Origin of the sequence: Pedobacter sp. Leaf194, from assembly GCF_001423945.1 — a bacterium.
Lineage (GTDB): Bacteria > Bacteroidota > Bacteroidia > Sphingobacteriales > Sphingobacteriaceae > Pedobacter.
In genome coordinates this window covers 762,729-783,185 of record NZ_LMPU01000001.1, presented here as the reverse complement: position 1 = coordinate 783,185, position 20,457 = coordinate 762,729, and the positions used below count along the sequence as shown (strand labels likewise).

General features: G+C 39.2%; 17 protein-coding genes. 6 read left to right on the top strand and 11 right to left on the bottom strand.

Annotated elements, in window-relative coordinates; translation table 11 throughout:
- Window positions 1-26: 26 nt before the first annotated feature.
- The 3 genes from ASG14_RS03580 (at window position 27) to ASG14_RS03570 (ending at window position 1,739) form a co-directional block, all read left to right on the top strand.
- Window positions 27-410 carry a TraR/DksA C4-type zinc finger protein gene (locus tag ASG14_RS03580; protein ID WP_056869666.1) on the top strand — a complete coding sequence of 128 codons (384 nt, stop codon included), beginning with the start codon at window positions 27-29 and terminating at the stop codon, window positions 408-410.
- A complete protein-coding gene (locus tag ASG14_RS03575; protein ID WP_056869665.1) occupies window positions 410-1,012 on the top strand; it encodes a lipoprotein signal peptidase in 603 nt (200 codons plus the stop codon). The genes ASG14_RS03580 and ASG14_RS03575 overlap by 1 nt, the downstream gene beginning before the upstream one ends.
- 208 nt (window positions 1,013-1,220) lie before the next feature.
- Window positions 1,221-1,739, top strand: coding sequence for a DUF4269 domain-containing protein (locus tag ASG14_RS03570; RefSeq protein WP_056869664.1), 519 nt, complete (start codon window positions 1,221-1,223; stop codon window positions 1,737-1,739).
- 57 nt (window positions 1,740-1,796) lie between these two features.
- On the opposite strand, the gene ASG14_RS03565 is transcribed toward ASG14_RS03570, so the two are convergent.
- The 4 genes from ASG14_RS03565 to ASG14_RS03550 form a co-directional block, all read right to left on the bottom strand.
- Window positions 1,797-2,156 carry a DUF2809 domain-containing protein gene (locus ASG14_RS03565; RefSeq protein ID WP_056869663.1) on the bottom strand — a complete coding sequence of 120 codons (360 nt, stop codon included), beginning with the start codon at window positions 2,154-2,156 and terminating at the stop codon, window positions 1,797-1,799.
- A gap of 171 nt (window positions 2,157-2,327) precedes the next feature.
- Window positions 2,328-3,557 (bottom strand): 2-oxoglutarate dehydrogenase complex dihydrolipoyllysine-residue succinyltransferase, encoded by a 1,230-nt coding sequence (gene odhB / locus ASG14_RS03560; RefSeq protein WP_056869662.1) that lies wholly within the window; start codon window positions 3,555-3,557, stop codon window positions 2,328-2,330.
- A 117-nt stretch (window positions 3,558-3,674) separates the two neighbouring features.
- On the bottom strand, window positions 3,675-6,473 hold the full coding sequence (locus ASG14_RS03555; protein WP_056869661.1) for a 2-oxoglutarate dehydrogenase E1 component: 2,799 nt from the start codon (window positions 6,471-6,473) through the stop codon (window positions 3,675-3,677).
- 186 nt (window positions 6,474-6,659) lie between these two features.
- Window positions 6,660-7,934 carry a DASH family cryptochrome gene (locus ASG14_RS03550; RefSeq protein ID WP_056869660.1) on the bottom strand — a complete coding sequence of 425 codons (1,275 nt, stop codon included), beginning with the start codon at window positions 7,932-7,934 and terminating at the stop codon, window positions 6,660-6,662.
- Between the two features lie 176 nt (window positions 7,935-8,110).
- Between ASG14_RS03550 and ASG14_RS03545 the strand changes: the two genes are divergently transcribed.
- The 3 genes from ASG14_RS03545 to ASG14_RS03535 all read left to right on the top strand — a co-directional run bounded on the left by ASG14_RS03545 (window position 8,111) and on the right by ASG14_RS03535 (window position 12,149).
- Window positions 8,111-9,757 (top strand): DUF4139 domain-containing protein, encoded by a 1,647-nt coding sequence (locus tag ASG14_RS03545; protein WP_056869659.1) that lies wholly within the window; start codon window positions 8,111-8,113, stop codon window positions 9,755-9,757.
- A gap of 100 nt (window positions 9,758-9,857) precedes the next feature.
- Window positions 9,858-10,778: a TIGR01777 family oxidoreductase gene (locus tag ASG14_RS03540; protein WP_056869658.1), complete on the top strand. Its 921-nt coding sequence runs from the start codon at window positions 9,858-9,860 to the stop codon at window positions 10,776-10,778.
- A gap of 30 nt (window positions 10,779-10,808) precedes the next feature.
- A complete protein-coding gene (locus ASG14_RS03535) occupies window positions 10,809-12,149 on the top strand; it encodes a deoxyribodipyrimidine photo-lyase (protein ID WP_056869657.1) in 1,341 nt (446 codons plus the stop codon).
- Here the strand turns inward: ASG14_RS03535 and ASG14_RS03530 are convergent.
- The 7 genes from ASG14_RS03530 to ASG14_RS03500 all read right to left on the bottom strand — a co-directional run bounded on the left by ASG14_RS03530 (window position 12,146) and on the right by ASG14_RS03500 (window position 20,447).
- Window positions 12,146-13,078 carry an FKBP-type peptidyl-prolyl cis-trans isomerase gene (locus ASG14_RS03530; protein WP_056869656.1) on the bottom strand — a complete coding sequence of 311 codons (933 nt, stop codon included), beginning with the start codon at window positions 13,076-13,078 and terminating at the stop codon, window positions 12,146-12,148. The two genes, ASG14_RS03535 and ASG14_RS03530, sit on opposite strands and share 4 nt — an antisense overlap.
- Window positions 13,079-13,081: 3 nt before the next feature.
- On the bottom strand, window positions 13,082-13,534 hold the full coding sequence (locus tag ASG14_RS03525; protein ID WP_056869655.1) for an FKBP-type peptidyl-prolyl cis-trans isomerase: 453 nt from the start codon (window positions 13,532-13,534) through the stop codon (window positions 13,082-13,084).
- On the bottom strand, window positions 13,534-14,037 hold the full coding sequence (locus ASG14_RS03520) for an FKBP-type peptidyl-prolyl cis-trans isomerase (protein WP_235528502.1): 504 nt from the start codon (window positions 14,035-14,037) through the stop codon (window positions 13,534-13,536). Before ASG14_RS03520 ends, ASG14_RS03525 begins: the two co-directional genes overlap by 1 nt.
- A gap of 173 nt (window positions 14,038-14,210) precedes the next feature.
- Window positions 14,211-16,004: an acyl-CoA dehydrogenase family protein gene (locus tag ASG14_RS03515; protein ID WP_056869653.1), complete on the bottom strand. Its 1,794-nt coding sequence runs from the start codon at window positions 16,002-16,004 to the stop codon at window positions 14,211-14,213.
- Window positions 16,005-16,081: 77 nt separating this feature from the next.
- Window positions 16,082-16,435 carry a four helix bundle protein gene (locus tag ASG14_RS03510; RefSeq protein WP_056869652.1) on the bottom strand — a complete coding sequence of 118 codons (354 nt, stop codon included), beginning with the start codon at window positions 16,433-16,435 and terminating at the stop codon, window positions 16,082-16,084.
- Between the two features lie 109 nt (window positions 16,436-16,544).
- Window positions 16,545-17,720, bottom strand: a complete 1,176-nt coding sequence (locus ASG14_RS03505; RefSeq protein WP_056869651.1) for an acetyl-CoA C-acyltransferase — start codon at window positions 17,718-17,720, stop codon at window positions 16,545-16,547.
- A 321-nt stretch (window positions 17,721-18,041) separates the two neighbouring features.
- Window positions 18,042-20,447: a 3-hydroxyacyl-CoA dehydrogenase/enoyl-CoA hydratase family protein gene (locus ASG14_RS03500; RefSeq protein ID WP_056869650.1), complete on the bottom strand. Its 2,406-nt coding sequence runs from the start codon at window positions 20,445-20,447 to the stop codon at window positions 18,042-18,044.
- Window positions 20,448-20,457: the final 10 nt, after the last annotated feature.

The window sequence follows — 20,457 nt, the reverse complement described above, 5'->3', positions numbered from 1 at the left end:
ATATATTAGAAAACTAAATTAAAAGCATGGAAAATAGTAACAAAACACGCTACTCAGACAGTGAACTTCAGGAATTTAAAGAATTAATTCAAGATAAATTACGCATAGCGAAAGAAGAGCTTAATGCACTAACGTCGTCATTAAGTAACCCAAATGCCAATGGTACGGAAGATACTTCAGGCGCCTACAAAACGCTGGAAGATGGTTCTGCAACCATGGAAAAGGAGCAAATTAACCAACTGGCTGCCCGTCAGAAAAAATTCATTGATAATCTTGAAAATGCGCTGGTACGCATCGAAAACAAAACCTATGGCATTTGCCGCGAAACTGGCAAATTAATTCAGAAAGAACGTTTACGTGCGGTTCCACACGCTACTTTGAGCATGGAAGCTAAATTAAAACAGAATTAATGAAAGGCTATACAAAACCTTTATTAGTAATCTTTTTAGTTTTACTTGCCGACCAGCTGCTTAAAACGTGGATTAAAACCCACATGTTTCTTGGCCAGGAGTTTAACATTATCGGCAAATGGTTTATAATCCATTTTACCGAAAATAATGGGATGGCGTTCGGGATGGAGTTTGGTGGTGAGTTTGGAAAATTAGCGTTATCGTTGTTTAGAATTGCTGCTGTTGCGGGTATTGGTTATGGTTTACACTACCTAATTAAACACAAATACCACCGCGGTCTGGTTTTAAATGTCGCCTTGATTTTCGCCGGCGCTTTGGGTAACATTATCGATTCTGTATTTTATGGAAAGATTTATGGATACGAAACCTGGTTTCATGGCCGGGTAGTAGATATGCTCTATTTCCCGATTGCGGAAGGACACTTTCCAAGTTGGATTCCTATTTGGGGAGGTGATGAGTTTGTGTTCTTTAGGCCGGTTTTTAACCTTGCTGATGCGGCAATTTCGGTGGGTGTAATCCTAATCCTCATTTTCCAAAAAAATTATTTTAAGGAAGATGTGAAAGATGAGGTAAGCATTAACAGTGAAATTGTTGAAGACTAAAACTTACGGCTGAATTGACATAAGATATTCACTGCCCATTTCTTTATCGAGATGGGCTTTTTTATGCTCCATTTTTTGTTAGGCACCGAAACCCAGGCTTGGTAGTGCAAGCTAAAACGGCAATAACAGCAATAAACCGGCGTTGAACACCACAGAACAGTTTTAAATTTTTCGGCAACAAGATGATACAGCAAAATATCAATTACAAATGATAAACTTCCTCGACATATCTTACTTAAAATCCGGAAATGAGAAGCAAAGAAATGCTTTTCAGGTTTTAACTTCCAATCGAATTTTAGAGAAACTGGCCGACTTTCAACCAATTTTAGTGGGTACCATTCCAATAGAAATAGATATTGAAACCAGCGATTTAGACATCGTTTGTTATGTTCAGAACAGCGAAGATTTCAAAAGAATATTAAGTAGTCACTTTCAGGATGAGCAATACTTTCTGATCTCTGAGGTCAAAAATCTTTGTGCGCTAAAAGCTAAATTAGTTATTGGTGGTTTTGAAATTGAAATTTTTGGTCAAAACATTCCCGTGGAAAAACAGGATGCTTATCGCCATATGCTTACTGAACACAAAATACTGATTGACAAAGGCGAAGATTTCAGGCAAAAAATAATAGCACTAAAAAATCAGGGATTTAAAACAGAGCCTGCTTTTGCTAAATTATTAGCGCTGAAAGGAGATGCCTATAAGGCAATGCTGGAGCTGGATGTATAATTAGCCTAGTAACCTTAGGCATGCAATTATTTGAGAAAAAATATCAACCCGCTGATTCTATTTCTTAAGCAACAGGCAGAGCAAATAACCCACAAAATAAGCAAGCAAATCGTACACACTGAAATAGGTGCCAAATACAATGCTCCAGAACCTGTTATTTTGCAAACCCAACCAATTTACATAATGGAACGCTTGCAAAATCTCAATAAGAAAAGAGAAAATCAAAACGCCTAAGGCTAGCTTTGTATAATTTGTTTTCAAAAATATCCTGAGAAAGGCATAAATCAAAACGACCACCAATACATCGCCACCAAACGGGCGGATGTAAGCATCGTGCAAATATTTCGCAATTAATATTTCAACAATAAATATTGCAAGGAAAATGAAGAGGAATTTAAGATTGAAAGTTAATTTCATGCCCAAATATATAACAGAATATCGTCATTTCGAGCGGTAGAAGAAATCCTGGAGTGTTGATGAGCAAATTTTCCCATCGGTTCGCTTTGCTTACATATCATTTACGAAAGCAAACTCAAAAAAAAAGCCTCAACTATTAGCTGAGGCTTAAATACTTTATGATAATGACGCTTACACGCCTAATAATAATCTTGCCGGGTCTTCTAACAACTGCTTAACACGAACAAGGAATCCAACAGACTCACGCCCGTCAATAATCCTGTGATCATATGATAAAGCAACATACATCATCGGACGAATTACAACTTCACCTTTTTCAGCAACAGGGCGCTCAATAATGTTGTGCATACCTAAAATAGCCGATTGTGGTGCATTGATAATCGGTGTAGACATCATTGAGCCAAAAACACCTCCATTGGTTATTGTGAAGGTTCCGCCAGTCATTTCCTCAATGGTTAATTTACCATCGCGGGCTTTCAAGGCAAGTGCCATAACAGATTTTTCAATTTCAGCCAGACTCATGCTTTCTGCATTACGAATTACAGGAACAACCAAACCTTTTGGTGCTGAAACAGCGATCGAAACATCAGCAAAATTGTTGTAAACAATCTCCTCGCCATCTATACGAGCGTTTACCGCAGGGAAATCTTTTAACGCCTCAGTAACAGCCTTTGTAAAGAAACTCATAAAACCTAAACCAACACCGTGCTTTTCTTTAAATGAATCTTTATACTTCGCACGCAAATCCATGATCGGCTTCATGTTAACCTCGTTGAATGTGGTTAACATCGCTGTTTCATTTTTAACAGCAACAAGTCTTTTAGCAACTGTTTTACGCAATGGAGACATTTTCTCACGACGCTCAGAGCGTGGGCCCGCAGGCACACTAGCAGCAACCGGAGCAGCTTTAGGCGTTTCTGCCTTAACGCTTCCAGCATCTGCTTTTACAGCGTCATCTTTAGTTATACGCCCATCAATACCGGTACCTTTTACAGCAGCGGCATCTATGCCTTTTTCAGCAAGAATTTTTCCAGCCGCCGGAGACGGAGTTCCTGTAGCATAGCTATCTCCAGATGCCTTTTCAGCAACCGGAGCCGAGGTTTTTTCTTCAACAACGGCTGCTTGTTCCGCTGCTTTCGGTGCTTCAGCTTTAGCAGGCGCTGCGCCACCATCTTCAATTTTACAAACAACTGCACCAATTGCTAAAGTATCACCTTCAGCAGCTATGGTTTTTAAAGTTCCTGCCTGTTCTGCAGTTAATTCGAATGTAGCCTTGTCTGATTCTAATTCAGCAATAACTTCATCCATTTCAACCACATCGCCGTCTTTTTTTAACCATTGTGATAAAACAACTTCCGTTATCGACTCACCAACTGGTGGAACTTTTATTTCTAAACTCATAATGTTTAATATATGTCTTTACTAGCTTCTAATTTCTGTTTTATTGCCAATGTTCCATAATCAAATTCCAATGTCACATAGACTTCAACATCGGAATTCGTTTGTCGGATACTATTTTTAATCGGCTTCTGCCAATTTTTTTGTGGCTTTTTTGGTCGCCGCTTTTACTTCTTCGGTTTTAACAGCAACTTCAAGCGCTTTAGCCAAAATGTATGCCTGTTGGTTAGCATGTTGTTTAGCAAAACCAGTTGCAGTACTGCTACTTTCTTTTCTTGAAATTACATCAATGCCTTTTAAGCCTGTTTTATACAACTTCCGGAAAAGATATGGCCATGCGCCCATGTTTTCTGGCTCTTCCTGCACCCAGAAAACCTCTTTAGCATTTTTATATTTTGCTTTTATGGCTTCCATTTGGTCAACAGGTGTTGGATATAGTTGTTCAACACGCACAATTGCAACATGTTTCACCGCATCTGCCTGTTGTTTCTCCAACAATTCGTAATAAATTTTACCGCTACAGAAAACAATCCGCGTCACATCTCCAACCTTAACGTTTACATCGTCGATAACCTCTTTAAATCCACCTTCGGTAAATTCTTCAAGTTTTGAAACACAGGCTGGGTGGCGTAATAAACTTTTTGGTGTGAAAACGATTAACGGCTTACGGAAATCGCGTTTGAACTGGCGGCGTAAAACGTGGAAAAAGTTAGCGGGTGTAGTACAATTTGCAACCTGCATATTGTAATCTGCACAAAGCTCCATAAAGCGCTCAATACGGGCCGAAGAATGTTCTGGCCCCTGCCCTTCATAGCCATGAGGCAGTAACATTACCAAGCCATTTTCACGTTGCCATTTTGTTTCAGCACTTGCGATATACTGGTCAACAACAATCTGCGCTCCGTTGAAGAAATCGCCAAACTGAGCTTCCCAAATGGTTAAAGCATTAGGGTTTGCCATTGCATAACCATATTCAAAACCTAAAACACCGTATTCTGATAAATGCGAATTGTAGATATCAAATGTTGCCTGCTGGTCTGAAATATTGGCTAAAGGCACATACTCTTCCTCGCTATCCTCTAAAGTTAGTACCGCATGGCGGTGAGAAAAGGTGCCACGCTCCACATCCTGGCCACTTAAACGAACACGTTTGCCTTCTGATAATAAAGTACCATAAGCCAGCTGCTCGCCCATTGCCCAGTCGAAAACGTTGGTTTCATTAACCATCTTAGTACGTTCAGCAAACAATTTCTCGATTTTTTTGAAGAACTTTTTATTTGATGGTAAAGTGGTAATGCGTTTACCAATTTCTAATAAAGTAGATTTTTTTACGGCCGTTACCGGAGAAGTTTCGAAATCTTTTGGAGTAGCCATACGCAAATCTGCCCAGGCGCCGCCGAATTTAACCTCCGCATTACCCGCAACATATTCTTTGGCTTCATTTAAGCGTTCCTGCAAAATACCACGAAAATCTTTTTCCAGTTCTTTTGCCAGGCCAGCCTCTAACTTACCTTCTTTCGTTAATTGGTCTATATAAATTTCCCTTGGATTAGGGTGTTTTTCAATCGTTTTGTACAACAAAGGCTGTGTGAATTTTGGTTCATCAGATTCGTTGTGCCCGAAACGGCGGTAACATAAAATATCAATAAAAACGTCGTTTTTATATTTCTGGCGATATTCCATTGCTAAATTAATAGCATAAACCAACGCTTCAGGGTCATCGCCATTTACGTGGAAAACCGGCGACAACGTTACTTTTGCAATGTCTGTACAGTAAGTGCTTGTACGTGCATCTTTATAGTTGGTGGTAAAGCCGATTTGATTGTTAATTACCAAATGTATAGTTCCTCCGGTTTTGTAACCTTCCAGGCCTGCCATTTGAATTACTTCGTAAACAATGCCCTGCCCAGCAACCGATGCGTCGCCATGAATTAAAATTGGTGCTAAACGACTATTGTCTCCGCCATATTTGAAATCAATTTTGGAACGGCTCATGCCTTCAACAACACCGTCAACAGTTTCTAAGTGAGATGGATTTGGGCAAAGGCTTAAGTGAACACTTTTACCAGCAACCGTGGTTACATCAGTTGAGTAACCTAAGTGATATTTTACATCGCCTCCGAATGGAGTTTCCGGGTTGTAACTTTTACCTTCAAATTCTGCAAAAATATCTTTGTAGGTTTTTTGCATAATGTTGGCAAGCACATTTAAGCGGCCACGATGGGCCATCCCGATAACAAATTCTTCAATGCCTAAATCGGCTCCTTTTTCAATTACCGAATCTAATGCAGGAATTAAAGCCTCTGCGCCTTCTAAAGAAAAACGTTTCTGACCCAAAAACTTGGTACCCAAAAAATTCTCAAAGCTCACCGCTTCATTTAATTTTCTAAGTATTCGTTTTTTCTCATCGATGGAAAAATTAGGCGTATTGCGGGCACTTTCCATTTTTTGCTGAATCCAGTTCAACACTTCCGGTGTACGCAAAAATTTATATTCAGCTCCAATTGAGCTTGCATAGGTTTGATTTAGAAAAGCAACGATATCTTTCAATTTTGCTGCGCCAATGCCGATCTCAACGCCAGAATTAAAAACGGTTTCTAAATCTGCATCAGATAAGCCAAAATTTGCAAGATCTAAAGTTGGCAAATGTTTGCGTCTTTCACGAACAGGATTAGTGTGCGTAAACAAATGACCACGACTGCGGTAACCATCTATTAAATTTAAAACACTAACCTCTTTTAAAAATTGCTCAGGAGTTTCAGCATTTGTTGCAGGCGTTTCGGAACCTCTTCCAAAATCAAAACCTTCAAAAAATTTCTGCCAACCAAACTCAACTGATTCAGGATCTTGCTGATACGACTGATATAAAGAATCTATATATTCGGCGTTTTCGCCGCTAAGATAAGATAAACTACCCATTATTTAATGTTTACTATAAGCCTTACAAAATTAGAATTTTACCTTATATAAATGCTAAAAAACTCGATTAAAATGAGATTTATTAAAGTATGGAAATATTATTTACAAATGATTGAATTTTGAATGTAAGATTGAGCGAATATTAAGTTAATGCAAGTAGTCAAAACTTAATCATTCCATTGTTTTTTAGGAGGCCCAGGTTAAAGCATAACTGCCTTTTGGATCCAGATTTTTAATGTTTTTATCTAAATCAAAAACGCTTTTTGACTTTTGGTCATTACCAACGCCCGCAATATTCGCCCAGTTTCCCCAATTGCTTGCAGGGTTATAATCGATAAGCTTTTCCTCAAAATACGCGGCACCTAAAACCCAGGTCACCTCTAAATTATTTATCAGGTATAAAGCTGCCGTTTGGCGTGCAATATTTGAAATGTATCCGGTTTGGTTAAGCTCGTTCATAACAGCATCCACAATGGCAAAACCGGTTTGTCCGTTCTTCCAGCTATTAAAATTCTCGTCCGTATTGGCTTCATCGGTTATACCCTGACTACCAAAGCCATCAGGCTTAAAAAAAGTATTGCCGTATTTTTTAAACATAAAACGGAAGTAATCTCTCCAAAGCAAACCCAATAAAACGTGGTTAAACATCGCCTTGGTATTTGGCATGCCTTCCATCTTTTTTATCTCCCAATACACCTTACGCGGAGATAAACAGCCCATTGCCAACCAGGCAGAAAGCTTCGAGGCCAATATTAGATTTTTAGTTGTTGCCGCCTGCTGCATGGCGATAATAACCTTCTGCAAAGTGCTGATTCCTTCAGCTTCGCCACCGATAAATTCAAAATCGGAACGGGTATCTTTTTCCTGAAGTGCCAAATTTAAATCTGCAAGCAAAGGAATATTACCCCAATCGATAACTTCAGCAACGTTGATTCTATCTGGAGCTAAAAAGCAGGGCTTGATGATTGCATCACGTTCAATTTTCTTTTTAAACTGATTAAATGCATCAGGGATATCTTTTATCGGAAAAGGCAAATCCTCTTTGTTGTAAAGGGTGTGGCCTATAAAATGTTTTAGGTTTACCCGTAACTTCCAAAGCTCGTTCTCAACCGAACTTGAAATCTGGGTTTCTTCTTCCGCTACTTCCCTATGGTGATAAACCTCATTAATTTCATATTCCTGAACAAGAACGGGTATAATTTCTTCAGGTTTTCCCTCGGCTACCAAAAGATTGCCGCCAATTTGTTTTAATGAATTCCGCAGCGCAGCAATGCTTTCTAAAGTAAACTGCGCCCTGATGCTTCCTGTTTTTAAGGTGCCGTACTTAGTCGGACCGAAAAATCTCGGATCGATGATGTAAACGGGCAAAATAGAATCCGATTTAGCAATCGCCTCGACCAGCATTTCATTATCATGCAAACGAAGGTCGTTTCTAAACCAAACAAGAATTTTTTTTGACATCTTTTTTATGGAAAAAGGGTGTTAAGAACGATTAACAAATTTATCTTATTTTTTTTTCAGGAACAAAAACGGGGATAATATTTACAAACGACCAACAATTTGTAAACTTATTATGGAAAATGATCTCGGTTATCATCTCTTCATAAATAAATCAATACACATAATAAGAAAAAATAATGAGAAAACTGCTGATTAGTTTGCTATTTCCGCTGAGCGTATTTGCACAACAACAAATTAAAACAAAAGCCATTTTGGAAAGCGTAACGGTTTATAACAACGGCGCACAACTGAGCCACAAGGGAAAGGTAAATTTACCAGCAGGAACTTCAGAAATTGTGATAAATAACATTTCTGGCAGAATTAATGAAAATTCAATTCAGGTTGGTGTATCACAAGGGGTTACTATTTTGGCAGTACAATTTAACCGGGATTTCCTTAATACCGATGCTGCGAACCCTGAAATTAAAAAACTAAACGACAGTTTGAAAACTGTTTCAGCAGAACTGACAAAAACCAAAAATGCGAAAACGATTGAAGAACAAACGTTACAGCTTTTAGATGAGAACCGAAAATCTGGCGGAACAGCCAGCGGAACCAATGTTACTGAACTGGCTAAACTCACCGAATATTATCGAACTAAAAACGCAGAAACCAGAAATGCAATTGCCGCCCTAAACCTAAGCGAAGAGAAACAGAATAACAGACTAACCGCACTGCAGCAACAAATTGCTGAGTTGAGGAATAATCCAAGTCAGCAATTAGGGCAATTGGTTTTACAATTAATGACCAAAGAAAATACTGAAGCCAACTACAATGTTTCTTACGTTACACCGAGTGCAAGTTGGCTGGCAAGTTATGATGTTAAGGCAATTAATACTTCCAATCCTTTGGCAATTGTTTACAAAGCTGCAATTGTACAAAGCACAGGTTTAGACTGGAAAAAAGTTAAGCTTTCACTATCAACAGGAAACCCAAATTATAACATTACCGCACCAAACTTAAATCCATGGTTTGTGTCTGCCTTCAATCCTGTGCCGCAAGCGTTAGCTGGAAAAATATCTGGCATTCAAATCAGAGGAATGGCCTCACCTGTTTTAAATGATGAGCAAGCCCTTAATGAAGTTGTGGCTGTTGGCTATGGAAAAGTGAATCGGAAGGCAATGAGCGCAGCAAAGGTTTCGACTGTTAACGATTACACCTCGATAAACGAAACACAACTCGGCGTGACTTTCGAAATCGACATACCTTATGATATAAACAGTGATAACAAACCACATACGGTGGCATTTAAGGAATATCAGGTACCTGCAAATTACAGGTATTTTGCCACGCCAAAATTAAGCAACGATGCGTATTTATTGGCTGATGTAATTAATTGGGAAAAGTTAAACCTCCAGGCAGGAGAGGCGAATATAATATTTGAGGGCGCTTACACCGGCAAATCTTATATAAACCCAGCCAGCATACAAGATACGATGAGCTTAAGTTTGGGACGAGATAAAAAAATCATTATTACGAAAGAGAAACAGGAAGATTTTAGCAGCACCAAATTTATTGGAAGTAACAAAAAGCAACTGTTCACCTATTTGATAAAAATAAGAAATACTAAGAAAGAAGCTATAGAAGTGTTTTTAAAAGACCAATATCCGTTGTCAACTGAAAGCGATATCGAAATCGAATTGTTGGAGAGCAGCGGTGCTGAAGTAAATAAAGAAACAGGTATGCTTTCGTGGAAGTTGAAGATTGCACCAAATGAGACTAAAACTTTGAAACTGAGCTATTCTGTGAAAGCACCAAAAAGTAAAATAATTACAGGATTATAATTGATACTCAAAACCGAGGTTAAGGGTTGGGAAAGTCTCAACCTAACCTTTAACCTTTAACTTTAAAAAAACCCTTTCGTATCTTTGTTGTTTCCAAAAGATGGCTAAAAAAATTCTTATTACAGGAGCAACGGGTTTAGTGGGTTCAGCACTTAAGAAAAGACTGCTAGGCATTGGATATGAGGTTAATACCCTATCCCGAAAACCTGAAGGTAAAAACGCATTTGGTTGGGATGTGTATAATCAAAAAATAGATGTTGCCGCGTTAAATGGCGTTGATGCAATCATTCATTTGGCTGGTGAGCCTGTAGCTGATAAGAAATGGACCGCCGAACGCAAAAAACAAATTATCGATAGTCGCGTAAAATCTGCTGTATTACTTTTTGAAGCCATCAAAAAGTCTGAAAACCACAAAATAAAGTCGTTTGTTTCGGCCTCAGCAGTAGGGTTTTATGGTGATTGTGGCGATGAAATTTTGACAGAAGATAGTCCGAATGGTTTCGGTTTTTTAGCTGAATGCTGTAAGCTTTGGGAACAAGCCGTGGATGAAGGGAAGAAACTAAGCTTAAGGATCGTAAAGCTCCGTACCGGAATCGTTTTAAGCAAAGATGGCGGCGCCTTGCCGCAGCTGGATTTGCCTGTTCGCTTGTTTGCCGGCTCGGCTATTGGCACGGGCAAACAATGGACGCCCTGGCTGCACCTTACCGACATGGTAAATATGTATGTCGAAGCTGTCGAAAATATACAAATGGAGGGTAGCTACAATGCCTGCGCACCTTTCCCGGTAACCAATAAAACTTTAACAAAAGCGATTGCAAAGCAACTGCATCGTCCTTTCTGGCCAATGAAAGTGCCTAAAGCGGCCATCGAATTATTACTTGGAGAAAGAGTTGAGGCCGTTTTAATGAGCAATAATACTTCTGCACAAAAGCTTTTAGATGCTGGTTTTAAATTTACATTTACAAACCTTGAAGAGGCATTAAAAGATATTTACAGTCCCAATACTGATCGAAAGTCTTAAAGGCAAACCTGAAAAGGCAAGATAAAATATATGCAAAATCACGCAAGCGACAACAATTCAACGTCCTCATCAGAAGATTTAGGTATAAGTATTTTCTGGTTTCGCCGGGATTTACGTTTGGAAGATAATGCCGCATTCTATCACGCCTTAAAAGGCAAACATCCTGTTCTTCCATTATTTATTTTCGACAAAAATATTTTGGATAAGCTTTCGGAAGACGATGCGAGAGTAACCTTTATTTATGAAACACTCGCTTCTATTAAACAGGACCTTCAAGCCAAGGGTTCCGATGTCTTAATTAAATATGGCAAACCTGAAGAAGTTTGGCAAGAGGTTTTAAAAGATTACGAGGTTAAAGAAGTTTACACAAATCATGATTACGAACCATATGCCCGCGAGCGTGACGATAATATGTTCGAATTTTTAAACAGTGAAAACATTGTATTTAAAACTTTTAAAGACCAGGTTATCTTTGAGAAAGGTGAAATCTTAAAATCGGATAAAACGCCTTACACTGTTTTTACCCCCTTTTATAGACAGTGGCAAGCAAAGCTAAATGATTTTTACACTAAGCCTTATCCAACCAAAAAATACATTAAAAACCTATTTCGAACTAAGAAGATCTCCTTTCCAACGCTGAAAGAAATGGGTTTTGAAAAAAGCAAGCTCGATTTCCCAAAAATAACCTATAAAACCAAGCTGGCCGAGTATGCAAAAGAACGCGATTATCCTGCTTTAGACGGTACAACACATATTGGCTTACATTTACGATTTGGAACATTGAGCATCAGGAAAGCTGTGCAAGACGCCATTGATGCTAAATCGAACGTTTGGTTATCGGAGTTAGCCTGGCGTGAATTCTACATGACGATACTCTGGCACTTTCCTTACGCTGCTTTTGATTCATTCAAAAAACAGTACGACAAAATTAAGTGGCGCAACAATGAAGAGGAGTTTAAAGCCTGGTGTAAAGGCGAAACAGGTTACCCTTTGGTTGATGCCGGTATGCGCCAGTTAAATGAAACTGGCTGGATGCACAATCGGGTAAGAATGGTTGTCGCAAGTTTCTTATCTAAACACCTTTTAATAGATTGGCGTTGGGGTGAAACCTATTTTGCTGCAAAGTTACTGGACTACGAAATGGCAAGTAATGTGGGTGGATGGCAATGGGCTGCAGGGTCAGGCAATGACGCGGCACCGTATTTTAGGGTTTTTAACCCTGAGTTGCAAACTAAAAGATTTGACCCGAAATTTGCCTACATTAAAAAATGGGTGCCAGAATTTGGCACAAAAAAATATGCCCAACCAATAGTTGAGCATACATTCGCACGAGAAAGAGTGCTTAAAGTTTTTAAGGAAGCGCTGTCTTAGTTTGTAACGCTTACAATTTGGATATCGAAATCCAAATCACTATTTGGTACTATGATTGCATCTAATCCACGTTGCGCATAGGCCAATCTTGAAGGAATAATCATCCTTAATTTTGTACCTGCTGGGAACTTTGGAATAATTACTTTCCAACCGTCAATTAATTGGCTTGCTGTTGCAAATCCTGTTGAGAAAGAGCCGTCAGAAAGTGATTGAAATACGGTTCCATTTAGTATCCGACCTGTATAATTAATTACAGCACTACTTGTCTCCTTATCTGCAAATGCAGTGCCTGTACCTAAGGTATTAACAATATAATAAATACCTGATTGATCTTTAATAGCAGAGCTCGTTAACCCTTTGGCAGCTAAAAATTTTGTGATTCTATCGTCATCCAAAAGCGCTTGCTTTTTAAATGGATATGTAGTAACTGTAACATCCAGTACCGTATTGGACGGAACATTTCCAGCACCGTTTTTTCCAAATGCCAGATAAGATGGCAACAAAATTCTGGCCGTGCCACCTGGCTTTAATGCAGAAATAGCAGCTCTAATCGCAGGAATATCATACTTCGTTTTTGACAAATCTGGCCAGTAAAATGAGTTTGAATATCCAACATAGTTTGCCAAATTTCCCGTAACAGGAGTTTGCAGATAGCCAGTACCATCTTCCAAAGATTTGATGTTAATGTTATACAAAACCGAATCTGTATTTTTGAACGTATCGCCGGTTCCGGCAGTTAAAACCTGATAGTAAAAGCCAGTTTTCTCCGGGTCCTGCACCATAACGCTGCTCAAATTATTTTTTTGAATGTAGCTCGCGATCTTGCCGTCATCTATCGTTTGGCTGGAATCATACTCCTTTTTACAGGAAGCAAACATCAGGGCAGCCAATAAAACGGTTAACAGGCTAAGTTTTGTAAAGTTCTTCATTAATTATTGTACGTTTATTAATTGTATCGTAAAATCTAAAACAGAGTTTGCAGGTACAGGTCCGGTTGCCTGAATGCCGTAAGCCAAATTAGGCGGAATAATTAACCTGATTTCGCCACCTTTTTGAATAAGCGGGATACCAATTTTCCAACCTTCTATTAGTTGATTTAAAGCAAAAGTATTCTCTTTTCCACCACCGTTATCAATTACAGTTCCATCTAACAATCTACCTTCGTATTTTATTGTGATTTGAGTATTTGCCGGATAGCCAAAAGAACCTGAACCTGGTTTAATAATTTGATAATATAGTCCTGAGGAATGTTTAACGGCACTAATATTATTCTTTTGAATAAAATCAGTAATCTGTTTATCACTGTTTTCTTCCTTTTTGCAAGAAGCAAATCCAACTGAAAGTAAAAATAAACTGCAGAAAATAAATTTTAATGTGTTAGTCATTAATTGGTAGCATTGTAAAGTGTGATGGTAAAATCGAGAGGCGAATTTGCAGGCACTACCGCTTGAGGGCCAGGTTTTGTAACGTTACCATAAGCATAATAAGATGGTATCAGTAACCTGATTTTACCTCCTTTTTGAATGTATGGAATTCCAATTTGCCACCCGGGAAGTAAATTCCCTAAAGTAAGTGATAGGGGAGTGCCGTTTGAAGAATCAAAAACAGTCCCTGATAAAAGCCGGCCCTCGTAATCTACATTGATACCTGTTGAAGCATTGTATACTAAGTTGCCACTTCCAGGTGCAATAATTTGATAGAAAACCCCATACTGTTCATTTTTAAGAACGGGGATATTATTCGCTTTAACAAAAGCTCTGATTGTGGTTGTGTCTGCCTTAAATTGCGCAACTGCATCATAATTGCCATCATTTGTTTCAAGTTTTTTACATGCAGCAAAGCACGCAACGATGCTAACCAACAATAAAAAGTGCTTAATCTTAATCATAGTCCGCAAAAATAAGCTTTTAATACGGATGCTACAATTTTTAACCAAATTTAACATTCACGTTAATAGTTGTAAGTTAGGGATTGCGAGTTAAAATTATCAACCGGTAAAATTTAATATACCGCCGTCGAATCATCAACATCCAAACCTTAACTTACAACATAAACAATAACTTAGAAAATATACTTGTTCGCCTCAATAAGTTGCTTCGCAACCCTTTGGCGGGCATCTTTAACATTAAATGGTTCAACTTTGGTAAATCTTCGCAAACCAACCAACATCATCCGTTGCTCATCACCTTCGGCGAAGGCCCAAAGTGCTTCTTTACCTGCTTTTGCGATACCGTCAACAGCTTCAACCATGTAAATTCTTAATAAATCCAGTTGGCCTGATGTTGCAGCCTCACCCTTTGTAGCCACTAATTTTTCAGTTCTTAACAATGCAGACTCGAACACATAAACATAACCAGCCATATCCGCAATATTCATTAAAATTTCCTGCTCTTTGCTCAAGGTCATCATCAGTTTCTGCACTGCGGCACCAGCAACCATTAATGTAGCTTTCTTTAAATTAGCTAAAACCTTTTTTTCCGCTGCAAATAGTGTATCGTCTTCTTCACCGAAATCAGGGATACTCATTAATTCGGCAGCAACAGCCGTGGCAGGTGTCATTAAATCGAGCTCACCTTTCATTGCTCGCTTCAACATCATATCAACGGTTAACAACCGGTTAATTTCATTTGTTCCTTCAAAAATTCTGTTGATACGGGCATCGCGATAAGCCCTATCCATTGGCGCATCGGCACTAAAACCCATTCCACCATAAATCTGCACCCCTTCATCAACAGTATAATCTAAAGCCTCAGAACCCCAGACTTTTAAAATAGCACATTCAACAGCAAATTGCTCAACAGATTTTAGTCTTGCCTTTCCAGATTCCATTCCGCCGGCAACCAGCTGGTCGTAGGTATCATCAATGTTTTGTCCGGCACGGTAATTTGCCGCATCAACAGCATAAAGTTTTGATGCAATTTCTGCGATTTTGAAACGTATTGCGCCATATTTCGAAATCGGGCGACCGAACTGACTACGCTCGTTCGAGTAATTAATTGCTGTACTTAGCGTTGCTTTTGATGCGCCAACTGCAGCAGCCGACAATTTAATACGACCAATATTTAAAATATTTACCGCGATTTTGAATCCATTCTCTCTATCGCTCAACATGTTCTCAACCGGAACAGGGCAATCGTTGAAGAAAACCTGGCGGGTAGATGAACCTTTTATACCCATTTTGTGCTCTTCAGGATTCATAGTGATGCCACCGAAATCCTTCTCAACAATAAACGCAGTTAAGTTCTTATCATCGTCAATTTTTGCGAAAACAATAAAAATATCGGCAAACCCACCGTTGGTAATCCACATTTTTTGTCCGTTGATGATGTAATGTTTACCATCTTCACTTAGCTTCGCTTTGGTTTTTCCGGAGTTAGCATCCGAACCCGAATTTGGTTCAGTTAAGCAATAAGCCGCTTTCCACTCTCCAGAACCTAATTTTGGAATATATTTGGCTTTCTGTTCCTCATTACCATAATAAAGAATTGGCAAAGTGCCGATTCCTGTATGCGCCGAAAGCGCCACCGCAAAAGAGTGTCCGGCGCCAACAACATCGGCAACCAGCATCGAAGTATTAAAGTTTTTACCAAAGCCACCATATTCTTCCGGCACAGACACGCCAAGAATTCCCAGTTCGCCCGCTTTGGTTAAAAGCGTTGGCATTAACTCCGGGTCTTCTTGTTTATCAATTTTATCTAAATTTGGATAAACCTCGGCTTCCAGAAAATCGCGACAAGTTTGTGCAATCATTTGTTGCTCTTCATCAAACTCCTCAGGGATGAATACATCCTGGTAAACGGTTTCTTTAACTAAGAATTCGCCGCCTTTAATTGTCTTTTTTTCAGTTGTTTCCATTTTTATAGTATCTAGTAGCGAGTATCAAGTATCAAGACAGGGCTCGAAAACTAGATATCTCTAAGTTTTAATATTTTTTAGGTGTTAATGCTTTTACCTAAAGAGTAAACCATTTTTTGAATCTCAGTTGTTTTTTCTATCAGATTAGCAGCAAGGCTGTCATCTAAAAGTTCAAGCCTACTTGAAATAATTAATTGTGTTTCCAACTCAAAAGCTGAACCTTGGCTAATTGTAAGAAAGTGTTTAAATTGAGCATTACTTCCTCTACCCGAACCCTCTGCAATATTCGAAGGAATTGAAACACAACATCTTTTCATTTGAGAAATCAAACCATATTTTTCATCATTTGGTAAAAATGAAGCTGCTTTATAAACTTCAACCGCTAGTTCAATCGACTTTTGCCAGACTTTTAAATCTTTAAAATTGTGCACTTGTTTTAGTATTTAGATTTGAATAAAATATTTGGGATGATTTTTTGAAGGATTTTTTTTACCTATCGCTATTCATCTTGATACTTTATACTCATATCTTGATACTAAATTAAAACAATTCAAAAATCCCGGCTGCTCCCTGCCCCGTACCTACACACATGGTTACCATACCGTATTTTTTGTTCTGTCTTTTAAGCTCATTCATCATTTGCACAGAAAGTTTTGCTCCGGTACAACCCAGCGGATGACCCAATGCAATTGCACCGCCGTTTACGTTAATAACATCCGGATTTAAATCCAATGTTCTAATAATGGCTAAAGATTGTGATGCAAAGGCCTCGTTTAATTCAATTAAATCAATATCATCCTGTTTCAAACCGGCTTGCTTTAGTGCTTTCGGAATAGCTTCAATTGGGCCAATACCCATAATTCTCGGTGGCACACCCGCAATTCCGTAACTCACCAGCCTTGCAATTGGCTCAACATTCAGTTCTTTCATTTTCTTTTCAGAAACCACTAAAACAAATGCTGCACCGTCTGACGTTTGCGATGAATTACCCGCCGTTACGCTACCAACCGCATCAAAAACAGGCTTTAATTTTGCTAGTTTTTCTAATGTCGTATCTGCACGTGGCCCCTCATCTGTATCAACTACATAAGAACGGGTCTTCTTTTTCATGTTTTCATCAAGGTAGTTTTCGTTTACCGTGATTGGCAAAACACCATCTTTCAAATGACCGTTTTTAATGGCATTAATCGCCTTTTCATGCGATTTTAACGAAAACGCATCCTGGTCTTCTCGACTTACATTGTATTCTTTTGCTACTGCTTCGGCCGTTAAACCCATTCCCCAATACCAATCAGGGTTATTTTTGGCAACCTCTGCATTTGGTACAAGCTTCCATCCGCCAAACGGCATCCCGCTCATCACCTCTACGCCGCCAGCGATGATACAATCGGCCATTCCGGCTTTAATTTTTGCAACCGCCGTGGCAATAGTATCCAAACCTGATGCACAATAACGATTTACCGTAACACCCGGAACCTTATCAGTATCCAAACCCATCAGCGAAACCATGCGGGCAATATTTAATCCCTGTTCGGCCTCTGGTGTGGCATTCCCCACAATTACATCATCTATTTGTTCTTTATCTAAATTCGGAACCGATGCCACCAAAGCTCTAATCACTTCTGCAGCCAGGTCATCGGCTCTCGTAAAACGGAATACGCCTCGGGGTGCTTTACCCACTGCTGTGCGATATCCGGCTATAATATATGCTTCCATTTTATTTAGTATCTAGTAGCTTATTAGTATTCGTTTGCGATTGTCAAATGTCAAGACCAAGCTTAAGCATGAAAATCGCCCAATGTTTTATTCTATCAATATTTAGAAAAGCAATACCTGCATTTCATCGGTTTAACCAGTCCCGCTATTCGTTTCAATCTTTTTATGATTGTCAGTTTGAGCTCGTCCAAGATCTGCAGCAAAAAGTATCTTCACTTCTATCGGGTTTAGCAAAATAGGCTCGGTTTCCAAAAGACCTCCTTCTGCCCCCTCAAGGTTTTCAAGCATTCAATTTCTGATACTCATATTTTGATACTAACCTTAATTCCTCAACGGCTTTCCTTTGGTTATAATCGACTGAATTCGCTCTAATGATTTTCGTTCTCCCGCAAGAGATAGAAAAGCTTCTCTTTCCAAATCCAGCAAGTATTGTTCACTAACTTCTGTTGGCGATGATAAATCGCCACCGCACATTACATAACCAAGTTTTTCAGAGATTTTTTTGTCGTGCTCAGAAATAAAATGACCTGCATACATGCTATTAGCTCCGGCATACACTATTCCCAACCCTTGTTTGCCCAGCACTTTAATATCTGTGCGCTGAACTGGTTTCGTATACCCTGCATCCGCCAGCTCAATCGCTTTTGCTTTAGCATCAGCCAGTAAACGATTGCGGTTCATCGAAATCGAAAACTTATCTTTTTGCAAATAACCTAACTCATAAGCCTCGTAACCGGAAGTAGAAACTTTCGCCATTCCAATGGTTAAAAAGCGATCTTTTAATGCATTCTGCACAATCTGGTCATCCTTATATTCATCAGATGCCCTAAGCGCAAACTCCTTTGTTCCGCCGCCACCCGGAATAACACCAACACCAAATTCAACCAAACCCATATAAGTTTCTGCAGAAAGCTGAACATGATCTGCATGCAAGCTAAATTCGCAACCGCCGCCTAATGTTAGGTTGTGCGGTGCAACAACTACCGGAATCGACGAATAACGAATTCGCATTGAAGTATTTTGGAACATTCTTATGGCCATGTTCAATTCATCCCACTCCTGCTCTACTGCCATCATAAAAATCATCCCCACGTTTGCGCCGGCAGAAAAGTTTGCGCCATCATTACCAATTACCAAACCACGGTAATCTTTTTCGGCCATATCAATGGCTTTGTTAATTCCAGAAATTACATCACCACCAATCGTATTCATTTTGGTGTGGAATTCAACATTCAGAATTCCGTCTCCCAAGTCGATGATCGAAACTCCGGAGTTTTTCCAAAGGGTTTTATTTTCGCGGATGTTATCCAAAATGATAAACTCATCCGTACCTGGCAAAGCCTTGTAAGATTTAGATGGAATATCATAGTACTTTTTAATGCCCGCCTCAACTTTATAAAAGGAAGTATTTCCGGCATCCAGCATTTCATGCACCCAAGCCGCAGCTTTGTTGCCATATTGTTCCATGGCCTCAATTGCTTCTTTAACACCAACGGCATCCCAAAGCTCAAAAGGCCCAAGTTCCCAACCGAAACCAGCACGCATTGCATCGTCTATGCGGTACAATTCGTCCGAAATTTCCGGAATCCTGTCTGATATATATTCAAACAAGCCAAAAGAAGAGTGACGGAATAATTCGCCCGCTTTATCTTTTCCTTTAGCAAAAATCTTCATACGCTCACGAAGGTTTTCTACCGGCTTAGTCATTTCCAGCGTGGCCGACTTAACCTTTTGCTGAGGTTTGTATTCAAGCGTTTTTAAATCTAGCGCCAGAATTTCTGTTTTGCCTTCTGCAGTTTTTGTCTTCTTATAAAAACCTTGTTTAGTTTTATCTCCGAGCCATTTTTGCTCCTCCATTTCTTTAACATATTCAGGGAGCTTGAATAGTTCGTGCGCTTTATCATCGGGGCAATTGTCATAAAGTCCTTTAGCCACTTTAATCATGGTATCTAAACCAACCACATCCGACGTGCGAAAAGTAGCCGATTTTGGTCTGCCCAAAGCCGGACCAGTAAATTTATCTACCTCTTCTACGGTTAAATCGAGCTTTTCTACTAAATGCAACAGAGCCATAATGGAATATACCCCAACGCGATTTGCAATAAAAGCAGGCGTATCTTTGCATAAAACGGTCGTTTTACCTAAAAATTTATCACCATAATGCATCAGAAAATCAACAATTTCAGGCTTGGTATAAGGCGTTGGAATAATTTCCAGTAATTTTAAATACCGTGGAGGATTGAAAAAATGGGTTCCACAGAAATGAGCCTTAAAATCTTCACTTCTTCCCTCGGCCATCAAATGAATCGGGATACCAGAGGTATTTGAAGTAATTAAAGTTCCGGGTTTGCGAAATTGCTCAACTTGTTCGAAAACTTTTTCCTTGATGTCAAGGTTTTCTACAACCACCTCAATTACCCAGTCAAAACCAGCAATCTTCGACATATCATCATCAAAGTTTCCCGTTTTAATCTTGTTTAATACTTTTTTGGAATAAACGGGAGATGGATTTGTTTTTACGGCCGTTTGTAAGGCCATATCTACAATCCGGTTTTTTACCGCTGGTTTATCTAAAGTTAATCCTTTTGCCTGCTCTTCGGGTGTCAGTTCTTTTGGCGCAATATCTAAAAGCAAAACCTCTACACCAATATTGGCGAAGTGGCATGCAATACGCGACCCCATAATTCCCGAACCTAAAACAGCAACTTTATTAATGCTTCGTTTCATCAGTCTATAG